Here is a 24,460-nt window from a genome sequence, read left to right on the forward strand (position 1 = left end):
TCACTATTCCCAAACCGTGTGCAACTTGCTTCCCCATAGGATATGCACGGATTGAAACCTTCTTGCAGCAATCTCTGTTGCCGACTTAAACTGCTCTTCGATCTGCTGCCCTTCGGATCCGTAATCGCTCTCGTTTAGATAGATAATCAAGGAGCAATTAGGGGCATAAGGCTTTTCTGCTTTCTTTGCCGCCGCTCGTTTCAAGAGAGTGTAAGTAGTCGAAGCGGTGAGCCATTGTTCAGATGGATGCTCTCTCAGCACGGTCTGACCAGCACTATGCGCCTCCAAATCTTCACGATACTCATCGCCCCGACGTCGAGGTAACATCGCTTCAGTTGCTTCGAAATGTCGGGTTAAACTGCCAAAGCGCGCCGCGAAATCAGGGAACGGCTCAGGATGCAAGAGCCTGACTTGATCAGCTTTGCTCAGTTTACCAAATTCAGCAGCGATCCAAGCATCACGCCAAAACTGTGTGCCATGCTCAATCATAGGAGAAAACCTTCCTAATTCGAGACGGCACTCCATAACTAGATTGGAAAAGACGTCTGGGCCCTGCCATTCAGACAGGCGCAAGCGCCATTCTGATTTTAAGTCTGCAGACACCTCATTCCCACTCAATCGTGCCTGGTGGCTTTGACGTGTAGTCATAGACCACGCGGTTGATGCCTTGCACTTCGTTGACGATGCGGGTGGCGCAGCCGGTGAGGAAGTGGGCGTCGAAGGGGTAGACGTCGGCGGTCATGCCGTCGGTGCTGGTCACGGCGCGCAGGCCGCAGACGTTGTCGTATGTGCGATAGTCGCCCATCACGCCCACGGTCTTGACCGGCAGCAGCACGGCGAAGGCCTGCCAGATCGCGTCATACAGGCCGGCCTTGCGGATCTCGTCCAGATAGATGGCATCGGCCTTGCGCAAGATATCGCAGCGTTCCTTGGTCACTTCGCCCGGAATACGGATGGCGAGGCCGGGGCCGGGGAACGGGTGGCGGCCAACGAACAGGTCGTTGAGGCCCAGTTCGCGGCCCAGTTCGCGCACCTCATCCTTGAACAGTTCGCGCAAGGGTTCGACCAGCTGCATGTTCATGCGTTCGGGCAGACCGCCGACATTGTGGTGGCTCTTGATCGTCACCGAAGGCCCGCCGGTGAAGGATACGCTCTCGATCACATCGGGATAGAGCGTGCCCTGGGCGAGGAAATCTGCCCCGCCGATGCGGGCCGCCTCCTCCTCGAACACGGCGATGAATTCTCCGCCGATGAACTTGCGCTTCTTTTCCGGGTCGGTCTCACCCGCAAGGCCCGCCATGAAGCGATCCTCCGCATCCACCACCACCAGCGGGATGTTGTAATGGTCGCGGAACAGGCTCTCCACCTGTTCGCGCTCATTCAGGCGCAGCAGGCCGTGATCGACGAACACGCAGGTCAGCTGGTCCCCGATCGCCTCATGAATCAGGATTGCCGCGACCGAGCTGTCGACCCCGCCGGACAGGCCGCAGATGACCTTTCCATCTCCCACCTGCTCCCGGATCTGGGCCACCTTTGTCTCGCGATAGGCGGCCATGGTCCAGTCACCCGCCAGCCCGCAGACATGGCGCACGAAATTGGCGATCAGCTTTCCGCCATCGGGCGTGTGCACCACTTCGGGGTGGAACTGCGTGCCGTAGAACTTGCGCTTCTCATCCGCGATCACCGCGAAGGGCGCACCGTCAGATATCGCGACAATCTCGAATCCGTCGGCAAAGCGGGTGACCTTGTCGCCATGGCTCATCCACACCTGATGGCGCTCGCCCACGTTCCACAACCCGTCAAACAGCGCGCATTCCTTTGTCACGGTCAGGAAAGCGCGGCCAAATTCGCCCCCTTCGCCGGTTTCGTGTCCGGGGCGCACTTCGCCGCCCAGCTGGTGGCTCATCACCTGCTGGCCATAGCAGATGCCCAGAATCGGCACGCCGGCTGCGAACAGCAATTTAGGCGCGCGCGGCGATCCTTCATCGGGAACACTTGCGGGTGAGCCTGACAGGATGATGCCCTTGGGCTTCATCCGGTGGAACGCTTCCTCTGCCAGCGTGAAGGGGGCGATTTCGGAATAGACGCCCGCCTCGCGCACGCGGCGCGCGATCAGCTGGGTCACCTGACTGCCGAAATCGACGATCAGGATGGAATCGGGAAGAAGGGCGCTTTGAGAATCTGTTGGGTTCATGCCGGATCGCTAGCCCCCAAGGCCCGCGCCTGTCCAGCGGCGCGGATGCACAGACCACAATTGCCTGCCGGACATTTGGCCGGGCGGATCTCCATGCTCAGCCGCGAATATTTCAGTTTCATGAGAAACGTCGTTGAAAAATGCGCAACACGTGTGGCTCTTTTCGCATTTGCACAATTCTATGCTGCAATGCACAACAGTGGTGCAGCAAGAGGGCAGGAAGGCCCGGGACAGGACCTGAAAGCAGATCGACCCTTTTGATTGGAGTTCACATCATGAAGACCATTATCATGTCTGCCGCCGCGCTCGCCGCCGCCCTGCTGGGCGCAGCACCCGCCGCCGCACAGACCGTGCAGATCATCGTCACCAGCAATCCGGCGCATCGTGCGTCGCAAGAGGCTCCCGCCTCCCTGGACAGGCTGGCTGAAATCGCAGTGGAAAATGCCTGCGAGAAGCCTTTCATCCGTAACCTCAAGGGCTGGGAACTCTACGCCGCCTGCATCGCCGATGCGCGCCAGCAAGTGGAAGCCCAGCTGGCCCAGCGCAACACCGCCGCCAATCTGGCAGTGGCCCTGCGCTGATCGGCCCACGAATAGTCGGCAGGCCCGGCCGGGTTACTCCTCTCCCAACCCCGCCTGGCCTGTCGGCTACAAGATGGATGCGTCTCGCGAAATCACTGTTGCAAAATACGCAACACTTGTCGAATTTTTCGCATTTGTATTATTTAATTACGCGCCCCATTTGGCCCCCCGAAGGCGAATCCCCCCTCCCGTTCGCCAATCAGGAGTTTCACAATGCGCAATCTTGCAACCATCGTCCTCGCCTCTCTCGCCTCCGTAGCGATCAGCGCCACCATGCTGAACGCTATCCTGGTCTGACCTGAAGCGAGCCGCACACCCTCTCCCTCCCCCCTTCAAGGAGATCCATCATGATCAATCTTCTCAAGCGTTTGCTGAAGTCCTACCTCGAAAGCGTAGGCCGCCTGCCCTATCCGGCAGTGTGGATGGCCTGAGCCGGCCCAACAGCTGACCAGTAAAGCGGCCGCCCCTCACCGGGCGGCCGTTTGCGTTTGGGCGCGGGTCAGACGCAGGTCCCAGGCCAAACCCGCCGTCCCCTTGCGCGTAAACTTGTGGAGTAGTGTCACACCAGCTTCCTTTTACGCCCTGCGATTCCTATATAATGAGCATGACGGAAACACCTGAAACTCCCGCGGAAATTTCTGCCGAAACTCCGGCCAGCAACACCAAGCGCATGGGCGAGTATGGCGCCGAAAGTATCAAGGTTCTCAAGGGCCTGGATGCGGTGCGCAAACGCCCCGGCATGTATATCGGCGATACCGACGATGGCTCCGGCCTGCACCACATGGTGTTCGAAGTGTCGGACAACGCCATTGACGAGGCGCTGGCGGGCCACTGCGACCTGGTGCTGATAGAGCTGAATCCCGATGGATCGGTGTCCGTGGAAGATAATGGCCGCGGAATTCCGGTGGGTATCCACAAGGAAGAAGGCGTCTCCGCCGCAGAAGTCATCATGACCCAGCTGCACGCGGGCGGCAAATTCGACAACACCAATGACGAGAACGCCTACAAGGTTTCAGGCGGCCTGCACGGCGTGGGCGTCTCGGTCGTCAACGCCCTGTCGGAATGGCTGGAACTGGTGGTGTGGCGCGATGGCAAGGAACATTACATCCGCTTTGAACACGGCGACGCCGTATCCCCGCTGGTCATTCGCGCCGATGCGCCCAGGGTTGACGGCAATGCGGATGACAATGGCTTCAAGAAGGGCACGCGCGTTACCTTCATGGCCTCCAGCGAAACGTTCAAGAACGTGCTGGAATATGATTTCGACAAGCTGGAGCATCGCTACCGCGAGCTGGCCTTCCTCAATTCCGGCGTACGCATCCTGATCCGCGACAATCGCGGAGAGGAGCCGCTGGAGCATGACCTGTTCTACGAAGGCGGCATCGCGGCTTTCGTGAAATATCTCGACCGCAACAAGCAGCCGCTGGTGCCCGAACCCATCTCCGTCTCGGCGGAGAAGGAAGGCATCGGCATCGATGTCGCGCTGGAATGGAACGACAGCTATTACGAAAACGTGCTGTGTTTCACCAACAACATCCCGCAGCGCGATGGCGGCACGCATCTGGCCGCATTCCGTTCTGCGCTGACCCGCACGATCAACAATTATGCCGATAGCTCGGGCCTGCTGAAGAAGGAAAAGGTCTCGCTTTCGGGTGAGGACATGCGCGAAGGGCTGACCGCCATCGTATCGGTCAAGCTGCCCGATCCCAAGTTCTCCAGCCAGACCAAGGACAAGCTGGTCTCCTCCGAAGTGCGCCAGCCGCTGGAAAGCCTGATGGGTGAGAAGATGAGCGAATGGCTGGAGGAAAACCCCGCCGACGCCAAATCCATCATCCAGAAGGTGATCGATGCCGCCGCCGCGCGCGAGGCCGCCAAGCGCGCCCGCGAGATGAGCCGCAAGGGCGCGATGAGCATCGCCAGCCTGCCCGGCAAGCTGGCTGACTGCCAGGAACGCGATCCCGCCAAGTCCGAATTGTTCCTGGTGGAGGGCGATTCCGCTGGCGGCAGCGCCAAGCAGGGCCGTGACCGCAAGACGCAGGCGATCCTGCCGCTGAAGGGCAAGATCCTCAACGTGGAGCGCGCGCGGCTGGACCGGATCATCTCCTCCAAGGAAGTGGGCACGCTGATCCAGGCGATGGGCACCGGCATTCGCGAGGAATTCAACCTTGAGAAGCTGCGCTATCACAAGATCGTGATCATGACCGACGCCGACGTCGACGGCGCGCATATCCGCACGCTGCTGCTCACCTTCTTCCACCGGCAGATGCCCGCGATTGTGGAAGCCGGGCATTTGTTCATCGCTCAGCCGCCTTTGTACAAGGTCGCCAAGGGCCGCAGCGAGGTTTACCTGAAGGACCAGCCCGCGCTCGATCGCTATCTGGTGGAAGCCGGATTGCAGGGCCGCGTTCTGGAAACGGCAGGCGGCGCGCGCAGCGGGGCCGATCTGGCAGAGCTGGTGGAGCAGGCCCTGCGCCTCAAGAACACGCTCGCCTTCGTACCGCGCAAATATAACTACAATGTGGTGGAAGCGATGGCGCTGAACGGCGCGTTCGAGCCCGGGCTGACGCTGGACCAACGTGCCGAGCGGCTGGATGCCTGCGCCGCCCATCTGCAAATGGGCGACAGCGAGGCCCGCTGGTCCGCGCGCATTGCCGAAGATGGCCACGTGCGCTTTGACCGCGTGTGGCGCGGCGTGACCGATGTCCACCTGATCGAAGCCAAGTTCCTCGAAAGCGGCGAAGCGCGCCGCCTGCATGCCCGTGCCGGCGATCAGGGCGGCGTGTTCACCACGCCCGTGCGGCTGGTGCGTTCCAGCGCGGCAGAGCCGGAGCCGGTGGAGGAAGTGGCCGCAGACGAGGACGGCACCGAGGCCGAAACCGCCGTGGTGGCGGGCGATGGTGCAATCACCCTGGCAACCCAGCTGGTGGATGCAGTGATGGCCGCGGGCCGCAAGGGCCTCTCCATTCAGCGCTACAAGGGTCTGGGCGAAATGAACGCCGACCAGCTGTGGGAAACCACGCTCGACCCCGATGTGCGCATCCTGCTGCAGGTAAAGGTGGAAGACGCCGACGTTACGGACGAAATCTTCACCCGCCTGATGGGCGACGTGGTCGAACCGCGGCGCGAGTTCATTCAGGACAATGCGCTGAACGTGGCCAATCTGGACGTTTGATTCAGCTACGTCTGGGGCGCGCCCTCACTCGTTACCCGGTATTGCGTCCACCATGGCGGGATCGGCGCTTTCCAGCTCCTCGCGGGCATTCTCTCGCGCTTCTTGCGTATAGGCGGGCGCGTCCTGCAACGGCTCGAACCGCTCTGTCTGCAGGCACAGTGTCGCGATCAGCGGATAATGGTCGGAGCCGACACCCTGCCCGGTCTCGAACCGCATGACGCCGAAATCCTCGGTGTGAAACAGATGGTCGAGCGGCCAGCGCATGGCCGGATTGGTGGCATCGAAGCTGGCGAAGAAGCCGCGGCCAATACGCGGATCGACCATCTCGCCCACGCGCTGGAACGTCTCGCTCACACGTGACCACGGCACATCGTTGAAATCGCCCATCACCAGAGTGGGGCGCCCAGAATCGCGCACCAGATCGGCCAGCAGCACCAGCTCGGCATCCCGCTGGCCGCTGTCCTGCCCCGGACGTGGGGGAAGCGGATGGACGGCAAAGAAGGTGGGGCGCAGGCCGCTGCCCATCTCCACCCGCGCGCGGATCAGCGGCGTATCGTCACCCGCCAGCTCCAGATGCTCGACCTCGCTCAGCGGCAGGCGTGAATAGAGCGCCATGCCATATTTGTTATCCAGCGGAATCCTGCGCGAATAGGGATAGTCCACCTCCAGCGGGGTGAGTGCATCGATCCATGCCGCATCCACTTCCATCGCCAGGAACACGTCCGGCTGCTCGGTGCGCACCAGCTCCAGCGTACGACCATAATCGCGATTGTCCTGCAGCACGTTGAGCGAGAGCAGGTGCAGGCGCCGCTCCGGCACGCAGTTGATCGCCGGGATCGCCTGCCGATCGGCCAGCGATGAATAGGGAAAGACCTGATACAGCTGGAACGCCAGCGCCACCGTGCCCACCGCCAGCCACCAGCGCGCCTTCGCCCGGCACAGCGCAAACAGACCCGCCATCGCCAGCACCAGCAGCGCGGCGAATTGCAGGCGCGGGAAATCGAAAACCCGAATCCACCAGGCATCGACAGCGACGATCCCGACAAATGTCGCGATGGTCAGCAAGGCAATCATCGCCTTGGTGATACGGATCAGGATGTTGCGCGCCATACTACCTTACCCAAGCCTTGGGCGGCGCGAATGTTCCTGCGCGGTCGGCTTGAGTTTTGAGCTCTGGCGCTCAGCGGAAGAGTGGCTGCCATCCAAGGGCATCCGTGATGGGCACCTGCTCGCAATATGCCGCGAAGGCAGTTTCGATTTCTGCAAGCGACAGGCTGGAGCCGCGTCCCCTTGCCGGTTGAGGATCGCCTGCGCGAACTGCAATGAAGTGAAGATCTTCGCTGCCTTCGCGCTTCTCAAGGACAAAACCGTCATCGGCCCAGGCGGTTTGCAGATAGTGCCCATCATCGAAGGAAAGGATAGCAAAGCCATCTTCATCCTCCGCAATCCGGCACAGCATGTCGCGCACCGCATTGGGGGAGACATTATCAAACACTTCCTCACCCGAAAAATCGAGGTGCATCGGCACCGCTGTTTGTGCAGGAAAAGCGACTGAAGACTTCGGTGGTTTCGGAACCTTTGCCGCAGGGTTTACCGTCCGACGCAGAAATCTGATCAGGGGCTCAGCATCCCGGCGCGACTTGTTTGCAAACCAGAATGACAATCCCACTGAAAAAAATACGAGAGCCAACGCCAGATAGAATACTGGCGCCAGTGTATCAGCACGCCAATGAGCAATCAGTGGGATTGCCGCCATAAGGCAGGCCATGAACGTCATGCCAATCAGGCCATTGAGGTCGGAGCCTGCCCTGCCGCTTATCCGCGTGCCGAAGCCGTCGACTGAAATGCGCGCCAGCACCATTGGCCCGTTTTTATCAAGAGCACTGATCCACAGGCACAGGAAGGGTCCCACGATCCAGCCTCGGGCACCACGCTTGGGATCAAACCAGCTCTTCTTGTTCGCCCGAATTGCGGCCTTCACCGCATCCACTGGCATGTGCGATGCCACCTCAAAATGATCGCCAAATGGTTGGAAAGCCATGGCCTCGATTACATCCTGAACACGCCGAACCTCGGGCGGTCCTCGAATGGCGCTTCCAGACAGGCCGCGAGGCTCAGCCCCAACACGTCGCGCGTCTGGACAGGGTCGATCACGCCGTCATCCCACAGGCGGGCGGTGGCGTAATATGGGTTGCCCTCGGTCTCGTATTTCTCGCGGATCGGGGCCTTGAAGGCTTCGGCTTCTTCCTCGCTCCAGCTGTCGGCATCGCGGTGGACGGTGGCGAGCACGCTGGCGGCCTGTTCGCCGCCCATCACGCTGATGCGCGCATTGGGCCAGGTGAACAGGAAGCGCGGATCGTAAGCTCGTCCGCACATGCCGTAATTGCCGGCGCCAAAACTGCCGCCGATCACCACCGTAAGCTTGGGAACCTGCGCCGTGGCGACGGCGGTCACCAGCTTGGCGCCATGCTTGGCGATGCCTTCCGCCTCATACTTGCCGCCGACCATGAAGCCGGAGATATTCTGCAGGAACAACAGCGGTATACCGCGCTGGCAGGCCAGCTCTATGAAGTGAGCGCCCTTCACCGCGCTTTCGGAAAACAGCACCCCATTGTTGGCCAGAATCGCCACGGGCATGCCCCAGATATGCGCAAAGCCGCACACCAGTGTTGCGCCATATTGCGCCTTGAATTCGTGGAACTCGCTGGCGTCCACCAGCCGCGCGATCACCTCGTGCACGTCATAGGGCGCGCGCACGTCGTCGGGGATGATGGAGTACAGGTCCTCGGCGTCAAACTTCGGCGCAATCGGCTCTCTCAAGTTAACTTCAGCTTTTGTGGAAAAGCCCATATGGCTGACGATATCACGCAAGATGGTCAGCGCGTGTTCGTCATTTTCGGCCAGATGATCGGCCACGCCGGACTTCCTGGCATGCAGCGCGCCGCCGCCCAGATCCTCGGCCGAAATCTCCTCCCCCGTGGCCGCTTTTACCAGCGGCGGACCGGCCAGGAAGATGGTGCCCTGATCGCGCACGATCACGCTCTCATCGCTCATCGCCGGGACATAGGCACCGCCCGCGGTGCAGCTGCCCATCACGCAGGCAATCTGCGCAATGCCCAGCGCGGACATATTGGCCTGATTGAAGAATATCCGCCCAAAGTGGTCGCGATCAGGAAACACCTCCGCCTGATGCGGCAGATTGGCGCCGCCGCTATCCACCAGATAGAGGCACGGCAGGCGGTTGGCCTGCGCGATCTCCTGCGCGCGAAGGTGCTTCTTCACGCTCATCGGATAATAAGTGCCGCCCTTCACCGTGGCATCATTACACACGATCATCGCCTGCCGCCCGGACACCCGGCCAATGCCCGCGATCAGCCCTGCGCCCGGCACCGCATCATCATACAGCCCGCCCGCCGCCAGTTGCCCGATTTCCAGAAAAGGCGAGCCGGGATCGAGCAGCCGCTCGACCCGCTCCCGCGGCAGCAGCTTGCCGCGCGCCGTGTGCCGCTCCCGGCTGCGTTCGGACCCGCCGAGCGCCGCCTTGGCGACCTTTGCGCGCAATTCTTCCGCCAGCGCGCGATTATGCCTCGCGCGCTGGCGGCTTTCTTCGCTGGTTACATCCAGCTTGGTTGAGAGAACGGGTCCGCTCATTCCACCATATTCAGATGCTCGGCAAAGAACGGCAGTACCAGTTCGTTGAAGCGCTGGCCGATCTTGTCGGTGTGGGTGCCTTCATAGGTTTCGAAGATGTGCTTGATGCCGAACTTGTCCAGCTCCGCGCTGATCATCGTGTCGTCGCGGATCAGGCCGTCCTGTTCGCCGACGTCGCTGCCGATGGCGTCGAAGCTTTGCAGCGCATCGATATGGCTGGAGACCATGGCGAGCGGAGAGTTGTTGGCCCAGCGCGCGATCACCAGCTGATCGACCGTGCCGTCTGCGGCGAGCGGGAAATCAACGTAGAACGGCGGCTTGAGCGGATTGGGCGCCCATGCCACGGCAGAGGCGAGCCCGGCGCGCATGCCAAAGCCGGACTGGTCCACTCCGTCACGCGGGACAGCGGCCATGGCGGTGGCGCTCTCCACCGTTTCACCGCGCGGCGAAACGCAGCAGGCGCTCTGCGCCCAGATCGATCCGAAGCTTTCGGGATAGGTCATGGCGGTAACCCAGGTGCCGTATCCGCCCATCGAATGGCCCGCCAGCCCGCGCCCTTCGCGGGTGGGAATGGTGCGGTAATTGGCGTCCATATAGGCCACCAGATCCTTGGCGATGAACTCGCGGAAGTTGCCGGTGGTGACGGAGTTGGAATACATCGATCCGCCCATCGCCGTCAGCGTATCGGGCACCACCACGATGAACTCACGGCCCGCTGCGGCATTTTCAGCCACGGCGGTGGGGACCTGCATGTAATCGTAGAAATCGCGGCCGGAGATGGCGAAGCCGTGGAGGTAATAGACCACCGGATAATGCCGGCTGGGGCTGCTGGCATAGGACGGCGGCAGCACCACCATCACTTCACGGTCGGCGCTGTTGCCTTCCAGGTTGCCTTCCAGCGAGGCACCGTGAACCATCGGTGCTTCCACCGTGATACCGGCGGGCACTACCGCGTCAGGCGCGGTGATGTTTTGCGCCAGTGCGGGCTGGGCGGTCAGCGCGGTCAGCGCCGCTGCGGTGATAATAAGGCCTTTGAGCATTGGGTTATTCCTCATCCAGGTGTTCGGCAAAAAAGGGCAGCACATGGCTGCGGATACGCGCGGCGATCCGGTTTCCGTGATCGCCTTCATAAACCTCGTAAACATGGTCCACGCCAAAGCGCAGCAGCTCTTGATGCATGGCTTCATTGCCCACGCTCAGGCTGTCTGCATTGCCCACGTCAAAGGCGATGGCTTCCAGCTGACGCAGATTGGGCAGATATTGCGGCAGCATGGGAATGATCGAGTTGGCGGCGATGCGCGCGGTGACCGCCGGATCGATCGTGCCGTCATCCAGCAGGCCATTGTCGACGAAATTGGTGCCATCGGGATCGGGCGACCATGCGGCGAGGAAGGGCATCGCTCCAAGCTGGCCGAATTCGGCATCGGCGATCACCTCGTCCGTGATGCCTTCAGCCTGCCGCGCATCGTCCGCCGACAGATCGCGCACCAGCTGGCAGCAGGCGCTCATCGCGTAGATGCTGGAGAACACATCGGGGAACTTCATGCCGAGGCGCAATGTGCCGTATCCGCCCATCGAATGGCCGGCCAGCCCGCGCGATTCGCGGTTGGCGACGGTGCGGAAATTGGCGTCGACATAGGCCACCAGGTCACGCGCCACATAGGTTTCGAAATCGCCCGTGGTGGGGGAACTGGAATAGAAGCTGCCGCGCATGCGCGATTGCCCGTCGGGCATCACCAGGATGAAGTCCTCACCCGCAGCGGCGGCTTCGTCCACCGCCTCCTCGAAATGGGCGAAGTCCTGGTACATTTGTGGCGTGGCCCAGTATCCGTGGAGGAAATAGACCACACGGTAATGCCTGCCGGGGTTCTCATCATAGCCGGGCGGAGTGAACACCAGCGCCAGCCGGTCTGCCGGATTGCCTTCCCAGTTCCCTTCCAGCGCGGGGCTGTGAAAGGTGACTTCATTGATGCGGGCATGGTCCTGTGCGGCTGACGGCACGGACAGCAATGCGGCGATGGCGGCGCAGGCAATAGCGCAGGCCGGAGCGATCTGTCTCAGCATCTATTCGCCATCCAGGTGTGCGGCAAAGAATGGCAGCACATGAGTGCGGATGCGTTCCGCGATGCGGTTGCCGTGATCGCCTTCATACAGCTGGAACTGATATTCGACGCCGAAGCGGTCAAGTTCGGCCATGAAGGTGCGGTTGCCCTGCAGCAGGAAATCGGCATCCCCAATATCGATGGCGAAACCTTCAAGATCGTTTAGCGAGCTCAGATATTGCGGCAGGATCACCACCGGCGAATTGGCTGCCATGCGGTATTCCACCAGCTTGTCGATGGCGCCATCATCACCCAGCGTGGTATCGATCATCAAGGCGTTTTCGGCGTTGGGATCGGGCGCCCAGGCCGCCCCGGTCGAGGCCCCCGCCAGCGCGCCAAACTGGGCGCCGTCCAATTCCGCCTCGGTCAGCACATTGATGCCGGCCGCCTGTTCGGCATCGATCGGCTGCGGCGGCAGGCAGCATGCGCTCATCATATAGATGCTGGAAAACACGCCCGGGTGTTTCATTGCGATGCGGATTGTGCCGTACCCGCCCATGGAATGGCCGGACAGGCCGCGGCTGTCGGGATCGGCGATGGTGCGATAATTGGCATCAACCCAGGAAACCAGATCCTGTGCCACCATTGCCTCGTAGTCGCCGACTACCGGGCTGCTCGAATAGAACCCGCCCTTTAGCTTTGAATGCCCGTCAGGGATCACCATGATCATGTCATGACCGGCCTCGGCCGCCGCCTGCACCGACTCTTCGAAATGCATGCTCTGCTGGTACATTTGCGGGGTCGCGAAATAGCCGTGCAGGAATATGACCACCGGATAATGCCTGGTCGGATTCTCGTCATATCCGGGCGGCGTTACGACATAGACGCCGCGCTCGGCGCTATTGCCTTCCAGATTGCCCTCCATCGCGCGGCTGTGAAAACTTGTCCACTCGATCCGGGCGGCGTCCTGCGCCAATGCGGGCGCGGCAGTTATGGCCAGTGTGATGGTGGCCGCGCCAAGCGCGCCGATGAACCTGTTCAGCATTGATCTCCCCTCAAACGTCAGGTGCCGATCAGTTCCCGGCCGATCAGCATGCGGCGAATTTCGTTGGTTCCTGCGCCGATGTCCAGCAACTTTGCATCTCGCAGGTAACGTTCCACCGGCCAGTCGGTGGTGTAGCCCGCCCCGCCCAGCGCCTGCACCGCCTCTCCCGCCACGCGAAAGGCGCTTTCGCTCGCCAGCAGGATCGCGCCTGCTGCATCGAAGCGCGTGGTCTTGCCCGCATCGCACGCCCGCGCCACGGCATAGGCATAGGCACGCGCCGATTGCAGCGCCACATACATGTCCGCCACCTTGGCCTGGATCAGCTGGAAACTGCCGATGGCCTGGCCGAATTGGCGGCGCTCACGGACGTAGGGGATCACCGTGTCGAGGCAGGCCTGCATGATGCCCAGCTGCACGCCGGACAGCACCGTGCGTTCATAGTCCAGCCCGCTCATCAGCACCCGCGCGCCTGCGCCCACTTCGCCCAGCACATGGCTGTCAGGCACGGTGCAATCATCGAACACCAGTTCCGACGTGGGCGATCCGCGCATGCCCATCTTGCCGATCTTCTGCCCCGGCTCGAACCCCGCCATGTGCTTTTCGACCACGAAGGCGGTGATGCCTTTGGATCCGCCATCGGGATCGGTCTTGGCATAGACCACCACCACATCGGCATAATGGCCATTGGTGATCCAGAACTTGGTGCCGTTGAGCTTCCACCCGCCATCGACCCTGTCGGCGCGCAGTTTCATGGCGATCACGTCCGATCCCGCGCCCGGCTCGCTCATCGCCAGCGCGCCGACATGCTCGCCGCTGATCAGGCGCGGCAGGTGGCGCGCCTTCTGCTGCGCCGTGCCCCAGCGGGCGATCTGGTTGACACACAGGTTGGAATGGGCGCCATAGGAAAGGCCGACAGAGGCGCTGGCGCGGCTCACTTCCTCCACCGCGATAGTGTGCTCCAGATAGCCCAGGCCAAGACCGCCATCTTCTTCAGAAACCGTGATTCCGTGCAGCCCCAGTTCACCCATCTGTGGCCACAGGTCCCGCGGAAATGCATCGTCCCGGTCCACTTGCTGCGCTCTTGGCGCAATCTGTTCATCGGCAAAGCGGCTCACGCTTTCGCGGATCATCGCGGCGTTTTCGCCCAGGGCAAAGTCGAAATCGGGGGTTGCGCGCATGACGTCTCTCTCCTTGCCTTGCAGGCATAGCAAGGCGCTGCCATCGGGCCTAGTGGTTACAGATGAAACATCATCCCCCCAAGAACTTGTTTTCTGGCCAAGCCGGGGCGGACATCCTATCCTGACAACGGAGCAAACAGGTTGAATCTTCACGATCCCAAACCGCTGGCCGAAATGCCCATGCCTTCACCCGAGTATTCGGATGAGGAGAAGCGCCTGCGCGTGCTGGAGGATTTCCAGGCAGAGGCGCTGGAAGACGACCCCGAATTGCAGGCGATCGTCAATTTCGCCGCAAAACTGTGCAACGTGCCCGCATCGATGGTGACCTTGCTGGATGACCGGCGGCAGTTCTTCCTGGCCCGCACCGGGGTGGACCAGCGTGAGACGCCGCGCGGAATTTCGTTCTGCACCCATGCGCTGGGTCAGTCGGAGATCATGGAAGTGGCCGATGCCGCGCTGGATGCGCGCTTTGCCGATAATCCGCTGGTCACCGGCGATCCGCATGTGCGCTATTATGCCGGCCAGCCGCTGGTTTCCGATGAAGGCGCGCCGCTGGGCACCTTGTGCGTGATCGATCTGCAACCCCATGCCGAGGCGTTGAATGAGTTCCAGCGCGAAGGGCTGGCAGTGCTGGCACAGGCCGCCATGCGCCGCCTGCGCTCTCGCCGGCAGGGGCTGGTGGCCACGCGTGAGATCGAGCGTAGCGAGGCGCGCTTCAAGGCGCTGGCGGATTCGATGCCCGACATTGCCTTTTCCGCCAATCAGGATGGCGTGTTCGATTACTTCAACCGGCGCTGGCAGGAATTCACCGGCGCGCCGCTGCCTTATAATGAGGAGATCGGGCGCACCGTCCTGCATCCTGACGATTATCAGGATATCATCGATGACTGGATGGAGGCCATCGCCACGCGCAAGCCGTATGAGCGGGAGAACCGCCTGCGCCGCGCCGACGGGCAATATCGCTGGATGCTGGTGCGCGCGCTGCCGGTGAAGACCGGCGTGGGGGACCGCATCCGCTGGTTCGGCACCATGACCGACATCGACGATGCGCATAAGCTTTCCGAAAGCCGCGACATGCTGGCCAAGGAGCTGTCGCACCGGATCAAGAACATCTTCGCCGTGGTCAGCGGGCTGGTATCCCTGCAGGCGCGCAAGGAACCCGAGCACAAGGACTTTGCCGAGACGCTGAACGATACGCTGCGCGCGCTGGGCCGGGCGCATGATTTCGTCCGCCCTGCCAGCGGCTCGACGCGGGAGAGCCTCAAGGGCCTGCTCGAAGTGGTGTTTGCCCCCTATCGCGCCGCCGGACAGGAACCGCGCGTGATCGTGACCGGGCAGGAAAGCGCCGTGGGTCAGGCCGCGGCCACATCGATCGCGCTGATATTCCATGAACTGGCGACCAATTCGGCCAAATATGGCGCGCTGAGCGTGGATGGCGGAACGGTGACGCTGAACATTGCCGAGGATGGCGAGCAGGTTCACCTTCTGTGGCAGGAACATGGCGGGCCGCCGCCGCAGGACAATGGCAAAAGCGGGTTCGGATCGCGGCTTGTCGACCTGACGGTCACCGGCCAGTTGCAGGGCAGCTGGGAACGCCGGTTCGAGCCGGCCGGGCTGGTGGTTGAACTGGTGCTACCGAGGGACGCCATCGCCCCGATGGGCCTGATGGCTGAAACCGAGGCCTCAACCTGACGCCTGGCGTTACGAATAATCCTCGGGAAAGCCCGCGCCATGTGGCCATTCAGGCCCCGCCAGCGCCATCACCTTGAACAGATCGCCCATCTGATCGGGCGCAACCAGCCGGTCACGCGCAGACATCAGTGCCTGCCGGTGCTGCGGGGCAAAGTCCGCCAGCGATTCGGCGCGCTGGTCGATGCCCAGTGCACGCAGCCACTCGCCCTGCGTGACCGTGCCCACCCATTTGGCCCCGCGCGACAGGGCAATCTGCTTCATCTGGTCAAAATCGACATGGGCGGTGAGGTCGGCCTGCCCCGGCGCGCTCAACGGCTCCAGCTTCTGGTGCGCGCGCACCGCCTGCAGCGTCGATCCGCTGCGCGGCTGGATATGGCCATAATCGATGAACAGCGCCGCGCCGCCCTGGGCAACCAGTCGGCCCGCCACTTCGAACATATTGGCCGCAGCACCGGGACAGGTTTCCATCACCGTGCCCACTTCGGCCTGTCGGCGCGCCTCCGGCACGGCGGAATCCATCGGCTGGCGACCGGGCAGCAGCACGAATTCATCGCCATCGACGCCCACCATCACCTCACGCCAGCCCTCGGCGGTCATGATCAGTTGCCGCACCGGCAGCGCATCGAGGAATTCATTGCCGACGATCAGCACCGGTCCGCGCATGGGTACGGTGGACAGGTCATCGTGGAAAATCGCATCGGGAACCTGTTCCAGCTGCACATCGCGCAGCCGGGTGGACCCTTCCACCAGATGCATCCGCGGCCTGAGGCCATAGCGCTTCATCGCCCGCCCGGCATCGCGCGCCAGGAAACCGCGCCCCGGCCCCAGTTCCACATAATGGACCGGCTCCGTTCGTCCGCCCCTGATCCACAGATCGGCCAGCCACAGGCCGATCAGCTCGCCAAACATCTGGCTGATCTCGGGCGCGGTGATGAAATCGCCTTCGGACCCGAACGGATCGCGACTGGAATAATAGCGGGCGTTGGATTCGCCCATGAAGTGCATCAGGCTGATGGGTCCGGTGGACGATATCAGCCGCCGGAAAATATCCCCCAGATCATCGCCCGCACCAGTCCCGGATTTGCCGTGGTCCATCGCCCGGTCAGCCGGCAGGCCGCTTGTGTCCGCTTGCCAGCGGCGTGCGGGTGAGCGCCCATATGACCAGCCCCAGCCCGCCCAGGATCAGCGGAATGGTCAGCCACTGGCCCATGTTGAGGCCGGTGCGCACGGCAAATTCCGCCAGCTGGGCATCGGGTTCGCGGAAGAATTCCACGATGAACCGGCCCGAAGCGATCAGCACGGTGAAAGTGCCCACCAGCAGGCCGGGGCGATAACGCGCCCGGCTGAACCAGAACAGCGGGATCAGCACCGCGGCCACCAGCGCCCCTTCCAGCAGCGCTTCGTAAAGCTGGCTGGGATGGCGCGGCACGTAAGAGGAGATGCAGGTGCTGGCCGAATGCTGGATATCGCAGAAAGTCATCGCCCACGGCAGGTCTGCCGGGGCAGCGCGGCCCCACAGTTCGCCATTGATGAAATTGGCCAGCCGCCCCAGCAACATGGCCGGGCCGACATTGACGGCGATATAATCACACACGCGGATGAAATTGAGCTGCCCGCGCCATGAGACCCAGCCGATCGCCGTCGTCACCCCGATCACCCCGCCGTGGAAGCTCATCCCGCCGTCCCACAGGCGCAGCACGCGCCAGGATATGAAGGTGTCCGGCTCAAACGTGGTCCACAGTTCGGGCTGGTAGAAAGTGGCATAGCCGAGCCTGCCGCCAAGAATGGTGCCGACCATGCAATAGAAGAACAGGTCGTCTGCATGGCGCTGGGCCAGCGGGGCACCGGGCGCCTTGATCATGAGCGAGAGGTGCCAGTAGGCGAAAAACAGGCCGAACAGATAGGCCAGCGAATAATAGCGCAGGGTGAAGATACCCAGGTCGATCCCGTTCTTCAGCCCCAGGTCGATCCAGTTGGTCGTCCCGCCTGTCGCTACTGCCAGAAATTCGAGCATTGTCACCGCACCCCGTTGTTGGCGCAGGCAATGGCACAGCGCACCTTCCGGTAAAACCCCTGATCCGCATGCACAGCGCCGTGCAAGCAGCTTTTGCACTATTGGCCCGCGCGCACTATCTCCCTTTGCGTGTCAAAGCTTACCATCACCCGCCAGCGCGCCATCATCGATCGCCGCGCGCTCGTTTCCGCCATTGCCGATGCAATTGAGGACAAGGGGGCCGAAGGCGCGCGCCCGCAGATCGTGGCGCTGCTGAAGAAGGCGCTGGAGGATGGCCGCCAGGAATTGTCCGACAGGCTGGCCGAAAAGCCCGGTGCCGGGCACGAGATCACCAATGGCTATGCCTTCCTGATCGATCAGATCATCCGCGTGGTGCACGATCACGTGGTGGGCGACCTGTATCCGGTGGCCAACAGGTCCAGCGGAGAGCGGCTGACGCTGATTGCCGTGGGCGGATACGGACGCGGCGAAATGGCCCCTTATTCGGATGTCGACATCGCCTTCATCACCCCCGGCAAGCCCACCGCCTGGTGCGAACAGGTGATCGAGGCGATGCTCTATTTCCTGTGGGACCTGGGCCTGACAGTGGGCCATTCAAGCCGATCACTGGACGAGATGGTGACCATGGCCCGCAGCGACCTGACCATCCGCACGGCCCTGCTGGAAGGGCGCTATCTGTGGGGTGACAAGGACGTTTACCAGATGACCGAGGACCGCTTCTGGGGCGATGTCGTTCCCGGAACGGAAAGCCAGTTCATCGCCGAAAAACTGGCCGAACGCGATGCGCGCCACAAGCGCATGGGCGATTCGCGCTATGTCGTCGAACCCAATATCAAGGACGGCAAGGGCGGGCTGCGCGATCTGCAGACGCTCTACTGGATCGGCAAATATGTCTACCGCGTGCGCAGCGCGGCAGAGCTGGTGGACAAGGGCCTGTTCACCAAGGAGGAATACCGCAGCTTCCGCCGTGCCGAAGGGTTCCTGCTGGCCGTTCGCAGCCATCTGCACACCATCGCCAGGCGCGGCGAGGACCGGCTGACCTTCGATCTGCAGCGCGAAGTGGCGCGGCGCATGAATTATGCCGACCGTCCGGGCAAGAGCGCGGTGGAACGCTTCATGCAGTTCTATTTCCTGCAGGCGCAGCATGTCGGCAATCTGACCGGCGTCTTTCTCTCCTCGCTGGAAGAACAGACCCAGCAGAAGCGCCGCGGTGCCGGCTTCCTGTCCGGCCTGATGGGCAAGCGCGAAAAGCTGATCGAAGGGTACAAGGTCGCGGGCGGCAAGCTTTCCGCGCCGAGCGATGACTGGTTCCAGCAGGACCCTGTGCGGCTGGTGGAGATCTTCACCATTGCCGAGCGTGAGGGGCTGGAAATCCACCCCGAAACGATCCGCAAGGCGCGCCGCGATTCCGGGCTGATCCAGCGCGAAGTGCGCCGCGACGAACGCGCCAACGCGCTGTTTCTGGATGTGCTGTGCGGCCGCAACGATCCCGAAAGCGTGCTGCGCTGGATGAATGAGGCGGGCGTGTTTGGCCGCTTCGTGCCCGATTTCGGCAAGGTCGGCGGGCAGATGCAGTTCGACATGTATCACCATTATACGGTGGATGAGCACACCATCCGCGCCATCGGCCTGCTGTCCAAGATCGAGAAGGGCGAGCTGGTGGAGGACCACCCGCTGGCCACCAAGATCCTGCCCGGGCTAAAATATCGCCGCGTGCTGTATGTCGCCACGCTGCTGCACGATATCGCCAAGGGGCGCGGCGGCGATCACTCCGTGCTGGGCGCCGAACTGGCGCTGCGCATCTGCCCGCGGCTGGGCCTGACCAAGGCGGAGACCGAGCTGGTCAGCTGGCTGGTGCGCTATCACCTGCTGATGAGCGCCACCGCCTTCAAGCGCGACCTGGCCGATCCCAAGACGATCGAGCATTTCCTTGAGGAAATCGACGATGCCGAGGCGCTGGGCCAGCTGACCGTGCTGACCATTGTCGATATTCGCGCTGTGGGTCCGGGTATCTGGAACAGCTGGAAGCGCCAGCTGCTGGGCGATCTGTATACGCTGGCCGAGGAGCAATTGCGCCTGGGCGAAGGCGACGAGGACCGCCGCCAGAAGCGCCTCGATGCCAAGCGCCTCGAAGTGGCCAGCCTGCTGGGCGACAAGGCCCATCTGGTGCAGGAACTCGATAGCCGGTTCGACCGCGACTACTGGATGGCCGAGCCTGCCGATATCATCGCCATCAACCTGCCGCACTACGAAGCTGCCAAGCGGCTGGAACACAAGCTGTCCATCCATGCCGAATATTATCCGGCGCGCGGGGCAACGCTTATCACCGTGATCGGCGATGACCATCCGGGCCTGTTCTTCCGCATCGCCGGGGCCATCAACCTGGCCGGCGCGAACGTCATCGATGCCCGCATTCACACCACCAGAGTGGGCAAGGCGGTCGATAATTTCCTGGTGCAGGACCCGCTGGGCAAGCCGTTCCAGGAAGAGGTGCAGCTCAAGCGGCTGAAGAAATCCATCGAAGATGCGCTGGCGGGCAAGATCGACATGGTCCCCAGCCTTGCCGCACGGCCGCTGCCGCGCACACGCGCGGAAAACTTCCGCATCGCGCCGCTGATCCTGTTCGATAACGAGGCATCGGTCCGCTTCACCGTGATCGAGGTCAACGCCACCGATCGTCCGGCGCTGCTCAACCGGCTGACCCGGGCGATGTTCGAAACCAGCCTGATCATCAATTCCGCGCACATCACCCAATATGGCGAGCGCGCGGTGGATACTTTCTATGTGACCGATCTGCTGGGCGGAAAGATCACCTCCGAAGACCGGCTCAAGAAGGTGGAACAGGCCCTGCTGGCCGCCATCGCCGCGGGCGAGCCCGAGACCGAGGCGGCGGAGTAGGCCTGGCGGGCACAGTGACCCTTCGCCTCAGCCAGCCTGAATCGCCGCCGCCGTTTCCTCGATCGTCCCGCTCACCACCAGCGGACTGCCGCCGACGATGCCGACCTGCGTCTGGCCGTTTTCCGCGGTCCTGAGCCAGGCAATATTGGAAGCGACGACAAGATAGTTGCCGCCGCGCGACTTGAGGGGGACGAATTGCATTGAAGTGTCTCCTGACAGGCAGGAGGCTTAGGCCCCGCGGATATCTAACCGGTTAACACCTCTCTCCCGGCCAGCGGAATCCTGCACCCTGTTATCGGGTCATCTTGCCGCCAGCTGATCTCAGTCCCGCGCGCCGAACAGCGCCGTGCCCACGCGGATATGGGTCGCGCCCAGCATGATGGCGGTTTCATAATCGCCGCTCATGCCCATGCTGCGCCCTTCCAGTCCGTTGTCGCGCGCCAGCTTGTCCAGCAGGGCAAAGAACGGGGCAGCCTCGATCCCCAAAGGCGGGACGCACATTAGCCCCGCCAGCGGGATATTGGCCGCGCGCGCCTGCTCGATCAGCGCGGACACATCGGCAATGGCGCAGCCACCCTTCTGCTCCTCCGCCCCGATATTGACCTGGATGAAGCACGGCACGCGCCGCCCCGCCTTGTCCATCGCGCGTGCCAGCGCGGTCACCAAAGAAGGCCGGTCGAGCGAGTGGATGCAATCGAACAGCGCCACCGCCTCATCCGCCTTGTTGGATTGCAGCTGGCCCACCAGATGCAATTCCACCCCTGCGTATTGCTCCTTCAGCGACGGCCATTTGCCTTGCGCTTCCTGCACGCGGTTCTCTCCGAACACGCGCTGCCCGGCATCCAGCAGCGGGGTGATGTCTTCGGCGGTATGGGTCTTGGAGATGGCGATCAGCGTCACCTCCTCCCCTTCGCGGCGGGCGATCTTGCAGGCCTTGGCGATATGGGCCTGCACATTGTTCAATAGCTGGGCTGCATTTGTGCTCATCCGGGCGCTATAGCGGGCCGATGGCCGCTTTCCAGTCCCTGCCCCAAATCTTGCCCCGCCTGTGGCTGTTGTCCGATGCGCGCAACGATGCGGTGCTGGAGGATGCGCTGGCCCGCCTGCCGCGTGGCAGCGGCTTCATCTATCGCCATTACCACCTGCCCGATGCGCAGCGCGTGGCCCGCTATGCCGCGTTGGAGAGGATCGCCCGGGCACGGGACCATGTGGTGGTGCTGGCAGACAGCGCCCTGACCGCGCGCGAATGGGGTGCGGACGGCATTTATGGCGCGCCGCGCAGCCTCTATCCGCGCCGCGACCTGCTGATGCTGGCCACCGCGCATGACATGCGGGAAATCGCTCTGGCCAACACGCTGGGCGCCGATGCGATCCTGCTGTCCCCCGCCTTTGCCACGGCTACCCACCCCGGCGCGCCCTCGCTTGGACCGGTGCGCTTTCGCCTGCTGGCCCGCCACGCACAGGTCCCGGTGATCGCGCTGGGCGGGATGAACACCCGCAACGCCATGCGGCTCGATTGGCCACACTGGGCGGCGATTGATGGACTTACCTCACGCTAAATCTTGACGGGGAGTCTGTGCGGACTCATGATGCGCGCCTGCGGGACGAAAAGGGAACGAAGCTGATGGCGTCACGCGCCCGGAATTCATCGCAAAATGCCGATTGGCGCGCGGCTTTTCGCCGTTCGCTGAGCCGTGCGCTGCAGATGTCCGGCGCCGTCATCCTGTTCGCCTCCACCGCATTCCTGACGCTGGCGCTGGTCAGCTTCAGCTATACCGATCCGTCCCTGTCGACTGCCGCCGGGTCCGTGGTGGACAACTGGATGGGCCGCGCCGGGGCCTATGCCGCCGATGGCGTGCTGACGCTGTTCGGGCTGGTATCGGTGCTGTTCCTGCCGCTGCTCTATGCCTTCGGACGCAAGTTATGGCGCGATGCCTCCGATGAGGAGGCGATTGGTGAGGGCAAGTGGTGGCGCACCGTGCTGCTGTTGCTGCTGGCGATGGCGCTGCTTTCCACCGTCCTCTCACTGGTCACCGATCCGCGCGAATGGAGCCTTCCGGCATCGACCGGCGGACTGGCGGGATTGCTGGGCGAAGGCGCCTTGCGCGCTCTGGCCGGACGCCTGCCCGAAGGGGCGCAGTTCTGGACCATACTGGCGGGCGGATTGCTCAGCCTGCTGGCCGGCGCATTCCTGGCGGGCAAGGTCTTTGCGCTGGACTGGGCCGGCCTGCTGACTCTGCCCGAATGGCTGAAGCGCGCGCCCAGCCTGCCCGGCAGCAACGCCAATCCGTTCAAGCCATCGCCCGCGCGCAAGAAGACCGAACGCTCGTCTGAACCGGTCACGATCGCGCAATCGGACCGCAAGCCGCCCGAAATCAGCGATCCTTCCGCGCCCCCGCGCCCGGCCAGGGCGACCAAGGCGCGGCAGAAGGACCTGTTCGCCGAATATGACCTGCCCAGCCTCGACCTGCTGGAAAATCCGCCGACCGACAATGCCCCCAAGCTCGACAAGCTGGCGCTGGAACGCAACGCCCGCCTGCTGGAAAACGTGCTCGACGATTTCAACGTGAAGGGCGAAATCACCGCCGTGCGCACCGGCCCGGTGGTGACCATGTACGAGCTGGAACCTGCCCCCGGCATCAAGGCCAGCCGCGTGGTTGGTCTGGCCGAGGATATCGCCCGCAACATGTCCGCCATATCCGCCCGCGTCGCGCCGATTCCGGGCAAGACGGTGATGGGCATCGAACTGCCCAATGCCGACCGGCAGATGGTCAGCTTCAAGGAAATGGCCGCGTCCGAAGCCTTCGTCGATGCCAAGGGCATGCTGCCGATCATCCTGGGCAAGGACATTGCCGGGGAGCCGGTGGTGGCAGACCTTGCCGCCATGCCGCATCTGCTCGTGGCGGGCACCACCGGATCGGGCAAGTCGGTGGGCCTCAACTGCATATTGCTGTCACTGCTGTACAAGTTCAGCCCGGCCGAATGCCGCCTGATCCTGATCGATCCCAAGGTGCTCGAACTCAAGAGCTATGACGATATCCCGCACCTGCTCGCCCCGGTGGTGACAGAGCCGCACAAGTCCATCCGCGCGCTGAAATGGGCGGTCGAGGAGATGGAGCGGCGCTACCGGATGATGAGCGATATCGGCGCGCGCAACCTGATCGGCTTCAACGAGCGGGTGACCGCCGCCGCCGCCAAGGGCAAGCCGCTGGGCCGCCGCATCCAGACCGGCTTCGATCCCGAAACCGGCGAGGAACTGGTGGAGGAAAAACAGCTCGATTACGCCGCCCTGCCGCAGATCGTGCTGATCGTGGACGAGCTGGCCGATCTGATGGTGACCGTGGGCAAGGAAATAGAGGTGCTGATCCAGCGCCTGAGCCAGAAGAGCCGCGCCGCCGGCATCCACCTGATCATGGCCACGCAGCGCCCGTCGGTGGATGTCATCACCGGCGTGATCAAGGCCAATCTGCCCACCCGCATCAGCTTCAACGTCACCAGCCGCATCGACAGCCGCACCATTCTGGGCGAGCAGGGCGCGGAACAATTGCTGGGCAAGGGCGACATGCTGTTCAAGCCCAGCACCGGCGCACTGGTGCGCGTCCACGGCCCGTTCGTATCGGATGACGAGGTGGAGAGAGTGGCCAGCCACTGGCGCGGCCAGGGCGAACCTGACTACATCGATTCCGTCACCGAGGAGCCCGAAGACGGCGGCTATAATTTCGAGGACGAATTCACCGCGTCGGACAATCCGGAAGAGCGCCGCTATCGCCAGGCCTGCCAGATCGTGTGGGAAAACCAGAAGGCTTCCGGCTCATGGCTGCAACGCCAGCTGGGCGTGGGCTATAACACCGCCGCCAAGCTGATCGAGCGGATGGAGGAGGACGGCCTGGTCGGCCCCGCCAACCACGTGGGCCGCCGCGAGATCTTCCGCGACCGGGACGGCAATCCGCTTTAAACCGGCGCAATAATTCGGGTACAGGCTCACATCAGGCC

The 24,460-nt window shown here is 62.8% G+C and carries 19 protein-coding genes; 6 read left to right on the plus strand and 13 right to left on the minus strand.

Annotation, left to right across the window (positions count from 1 at the left end; all coding sequences use genetic code 11):
- Positions 1-3: 3 nt before the first annotated feature.
- Together GRI32_RS06295 and guaA are read right to left on the minus strand one after the other, a co-directional pair.
- Positions 4-489, minus strand: coding sequence for a hypothetical protein (locus GRI32_RS06295; RefSeq protein WP_160590560.1), 486 nt, complete (start codon positions 487-489; stop codon positions 4-6).
- Positions 490-604: 115 nt separating this feature from the next.
- Complete coding sequence (gene guaA / locus GRI32_RS06300) at positions 605-2,194, minus strand: glutamine-hydrolyzing GMP synthase (RefSeq protein WP_160590561.1); 1,590 nt, start codon at positions 2,192-2,194, stop codon at positions 605-607.
- Positions 2,195-2,469: 275 nt separating this feature from the next.
- Between guaA and GRI32_RS06305 the strand changes: the two genes are divergently transcribed.
- A complete protein-coding gene (locus tag GRI32_RS06305; RefSeq protein WP_160590562.1) occupies positions 2,470-2,775 on the plus strand; it encodes a hypothetical protein in 306 nt (101 codons plus the stop codon).
- 670 nt (positions 2,776-3,445) lie between these two features.
- Positions 3,446-5,947 (plus strand): DNA topoisomerase (ATP-hydrolyzing) subunit B, encoded by a 2,502-nt coding sequence (gyrB, locus tag GRI32_RS06310; protein WP_160591083.1) that lies wholly within the window; start codon positions 3,446-3,448, stop codon positions 5,945-5,947.
- Positions 5,948-5,971: 24 nt separating this feature from the next.
- Here the strand turns inward: gyrB and GRI32_RS06315 are convergent, their stop codons facing one another.
- The 7 genes from GRI32_RS06315 to GRI32_RS06345 form a co-directional block, all read right to left on the minus strand.
- Positions 5,972-7,057 carry an endonuclease/exonuclease/phosphatase family protein gene (locus tag GRI32_RS06315; protein ID WP_160590563.1) on the minus strand — a complete coding sequence of 362 codons (1,086 nt, stop codon included), beginning with the start codon at positions 7,055-7,057 and terminating at the stop codon, positions 5,972-5,974.
- 70 nt (positions 7,058-7,127) lie between these two features.
- A complete protein-coding gene (locus GRI32_RS06320; RefSeq protein ID WP_160590564.1) occupies positions 7,128-7,988 on the minus strand; it encodes a hypothetical protein in 861 nt (286 codons plus the stop codon).
- An 8-nt stretch (positions 7,989-7,996) separates the two neighbouring features.
- A complete protein-coding gene (locus GRI32_RS06325; protein WP_160590565.1) occupies positions 7,997-9,598 on the minus strand; it encodes a carboxyl transferase domain-containing protein in 1,602 nt (533 codons plus the stop codon).
- Entirely contained in the window at positions 9,595-10,638 is a 1,044-nt protein-coding gene (locus GRI32_RS06330; RefSeq protein ID WP_160590566.1) for an alpha/beta hydrolase, read from the minus strand. The genes GRI32_RS06325 and GRI32_RS06330 overlap by 4 nt, the downstream gene beginning before the upstream one ends.
- Positions 10,639-10,642: 4 nt before the next feature.
- Positions 10,643-11,662, minus strand: coding sequence for an alpha/beta hydrolase (locus GRI32_RS06335; RefSeq protein ID WP_160590567.1), 1,020 nt, complete (start codon positions 11,660-11,662; stop codon positions 10,643-10,645).
- Positions 11,663-12,685, minus strand: coding sequence for an alpha/beta hydrolase (locus GRI32_RS06340; RefSeq protein WP_160590568.1), 1,023 nt, complete (start codon positions 12,683-12,685; stop codon positions 11,663-11,665).
- Positions 12,686-12,702: 17 nt separating this feature from the next.
- Positions 12,703-13,863, minus strand: coding sequence for an acyl-CoA dehydrogenase family protein (locus tag GRI32_RS06345; protein WP_160590569.1), 1,161 nt, complete (start codon positions 13,861-13,863; stop codon positions 12,703-12,705).
- Between the two features lie 180 nt (positions 13,864-14,043).
- On the opposite strand from GRI32_RS06345, the gene GRI32_RS06350 reads away from it, so the two are divergent.
- Positions 14,044-15,555 (plus strand): sensor histidine kinase, encoded by a 1,512-nt coding sequence (locus GRI32_RS06350; RefSeq protein ID WP_160590570.1) that lies wholly within the window; start codon positions 14,044-14,046, stop codon positions 15,553-15,555.
- Positions 15,556-15,564: 9 nt separating this feature from the next.
- On the opposite strand, the gene GRI32_RS06355 is transcribed toward GRI32_RS06350, so the two are convergent.
- Entirely contained in the window at positions 15,565-16,650 is a 1,086-nt protein-coding gene (locus tag GRI32_RS06355) for a class I SAM-dependent methyltransferase (protein WP_160590571.1), read from the minus strand.
- 7 nt (positions 16,651-16,657) lie between these two features.
- Positions 16,658-17,569 carry a prolipoprotein diacylglyceryl transferase gene (gene lgt / locus GRI32_RS06360; protein ID WP_160590572.1) on the minus strand — a complete coding sequence of 304 codons (912 nt, stop codon included), beginning with the start codon at positions 17,567-17,569 and terminating at the stop codon, positions 16,658-16,660.
- A 129-nt stretch (positions 17,570-17,698) separates the two neighbouring features.
- On the opposite strand from lgt, the gene GRI32_RS06365 reads away from it, so the two are divergent.
- Positions 17,699-20,467 carry a [protein-PII] uridylyltransferase gene (locus GRI32_RS06365; protein WP_160590573.1) on the plus strand — a complete coding sequence of 923 codons (2,769 nt, stop codon included), beginning with the start codon at positions 17,699-17,701 and terminating at the stop codon, positions 20,465-20,467.
- A 27-nt stretch (positions 20,468-20,494) separates the two neighbouring features.
- Here GRI32_RS06365 and GRI32_RS10695 read toward each other — a convergent pair whose 3' ends face one another.
- Both GRI32_RS10695 and GRI32_RS06370 read right to left on the minus strand, forming a co-directional pair.
- Positions 20,495-20,668: a hypothetical protein gene (locus GRI32_RS10695; protein ID WP_202385969.1), complete on the minus strand. Its 174-nt coding sequence runs from the start codon at positions 20,666-20,668 to the stop codon at positions 20,495-20,497.
- 120 nt (positions 20,669-20,788) lie between these two features.
- Entirely contained in the window at positions 20,789-21,454 is a 666-nt protein-coding gene (locus tag GRI32_RS06370) for a YggS family pyridoxal phosphate-dependent enzyme (RefSeq protein ID WP_160590574.1), read from the minus strand.
- Positions 21,455-21,504: 50 nt separating this feature from the next.
- On the opposite strand from GRI32_RS06370, the gene GRI32_RS06375 reads away from it, so the two are divergent.
- Both GRI32_RS06375 and GRI32_RS06380 read left to right on the plus strand, forming a co-directional pair.
- Positions 21,505-22,026, plus strand: coding sequence for a thiamine phosphate synthase (locus GRI32_RS06375; RefSeq protein WP_337190170.1), 522 nt, complete (start codon positions 21,505-21,507; stop codon positions 22,024-22,026).
- 65 nt (positions 22,027-22,091) lie between these two features.
- The gene (locus tag GRI32_RS06380; protein WP_160590576.1) at positions 22,092-24,422 is read left to right on the plus strand and encodes an FtsK/SpoIIIE family DNA translocase; all 2,331 of its coding nucleotides are present in this window, start codon (positions 22,092-22,094) and stop codon (positions 24,420-24,422) included.
- Positions 24,423-24,460 lie beyond the last annotated feature (38 nt).

The organism is Alteraurantiacibacter aestuarii, assembly GCF_009827405.1.
Lineage (GTDB): Bacteria > Pseudomonadota > Alphaproteobacteria > Sphingomonadales > Sphingomonadaceae > Alteraurantiacibacter > Alteraurantiacibacter aestuarii.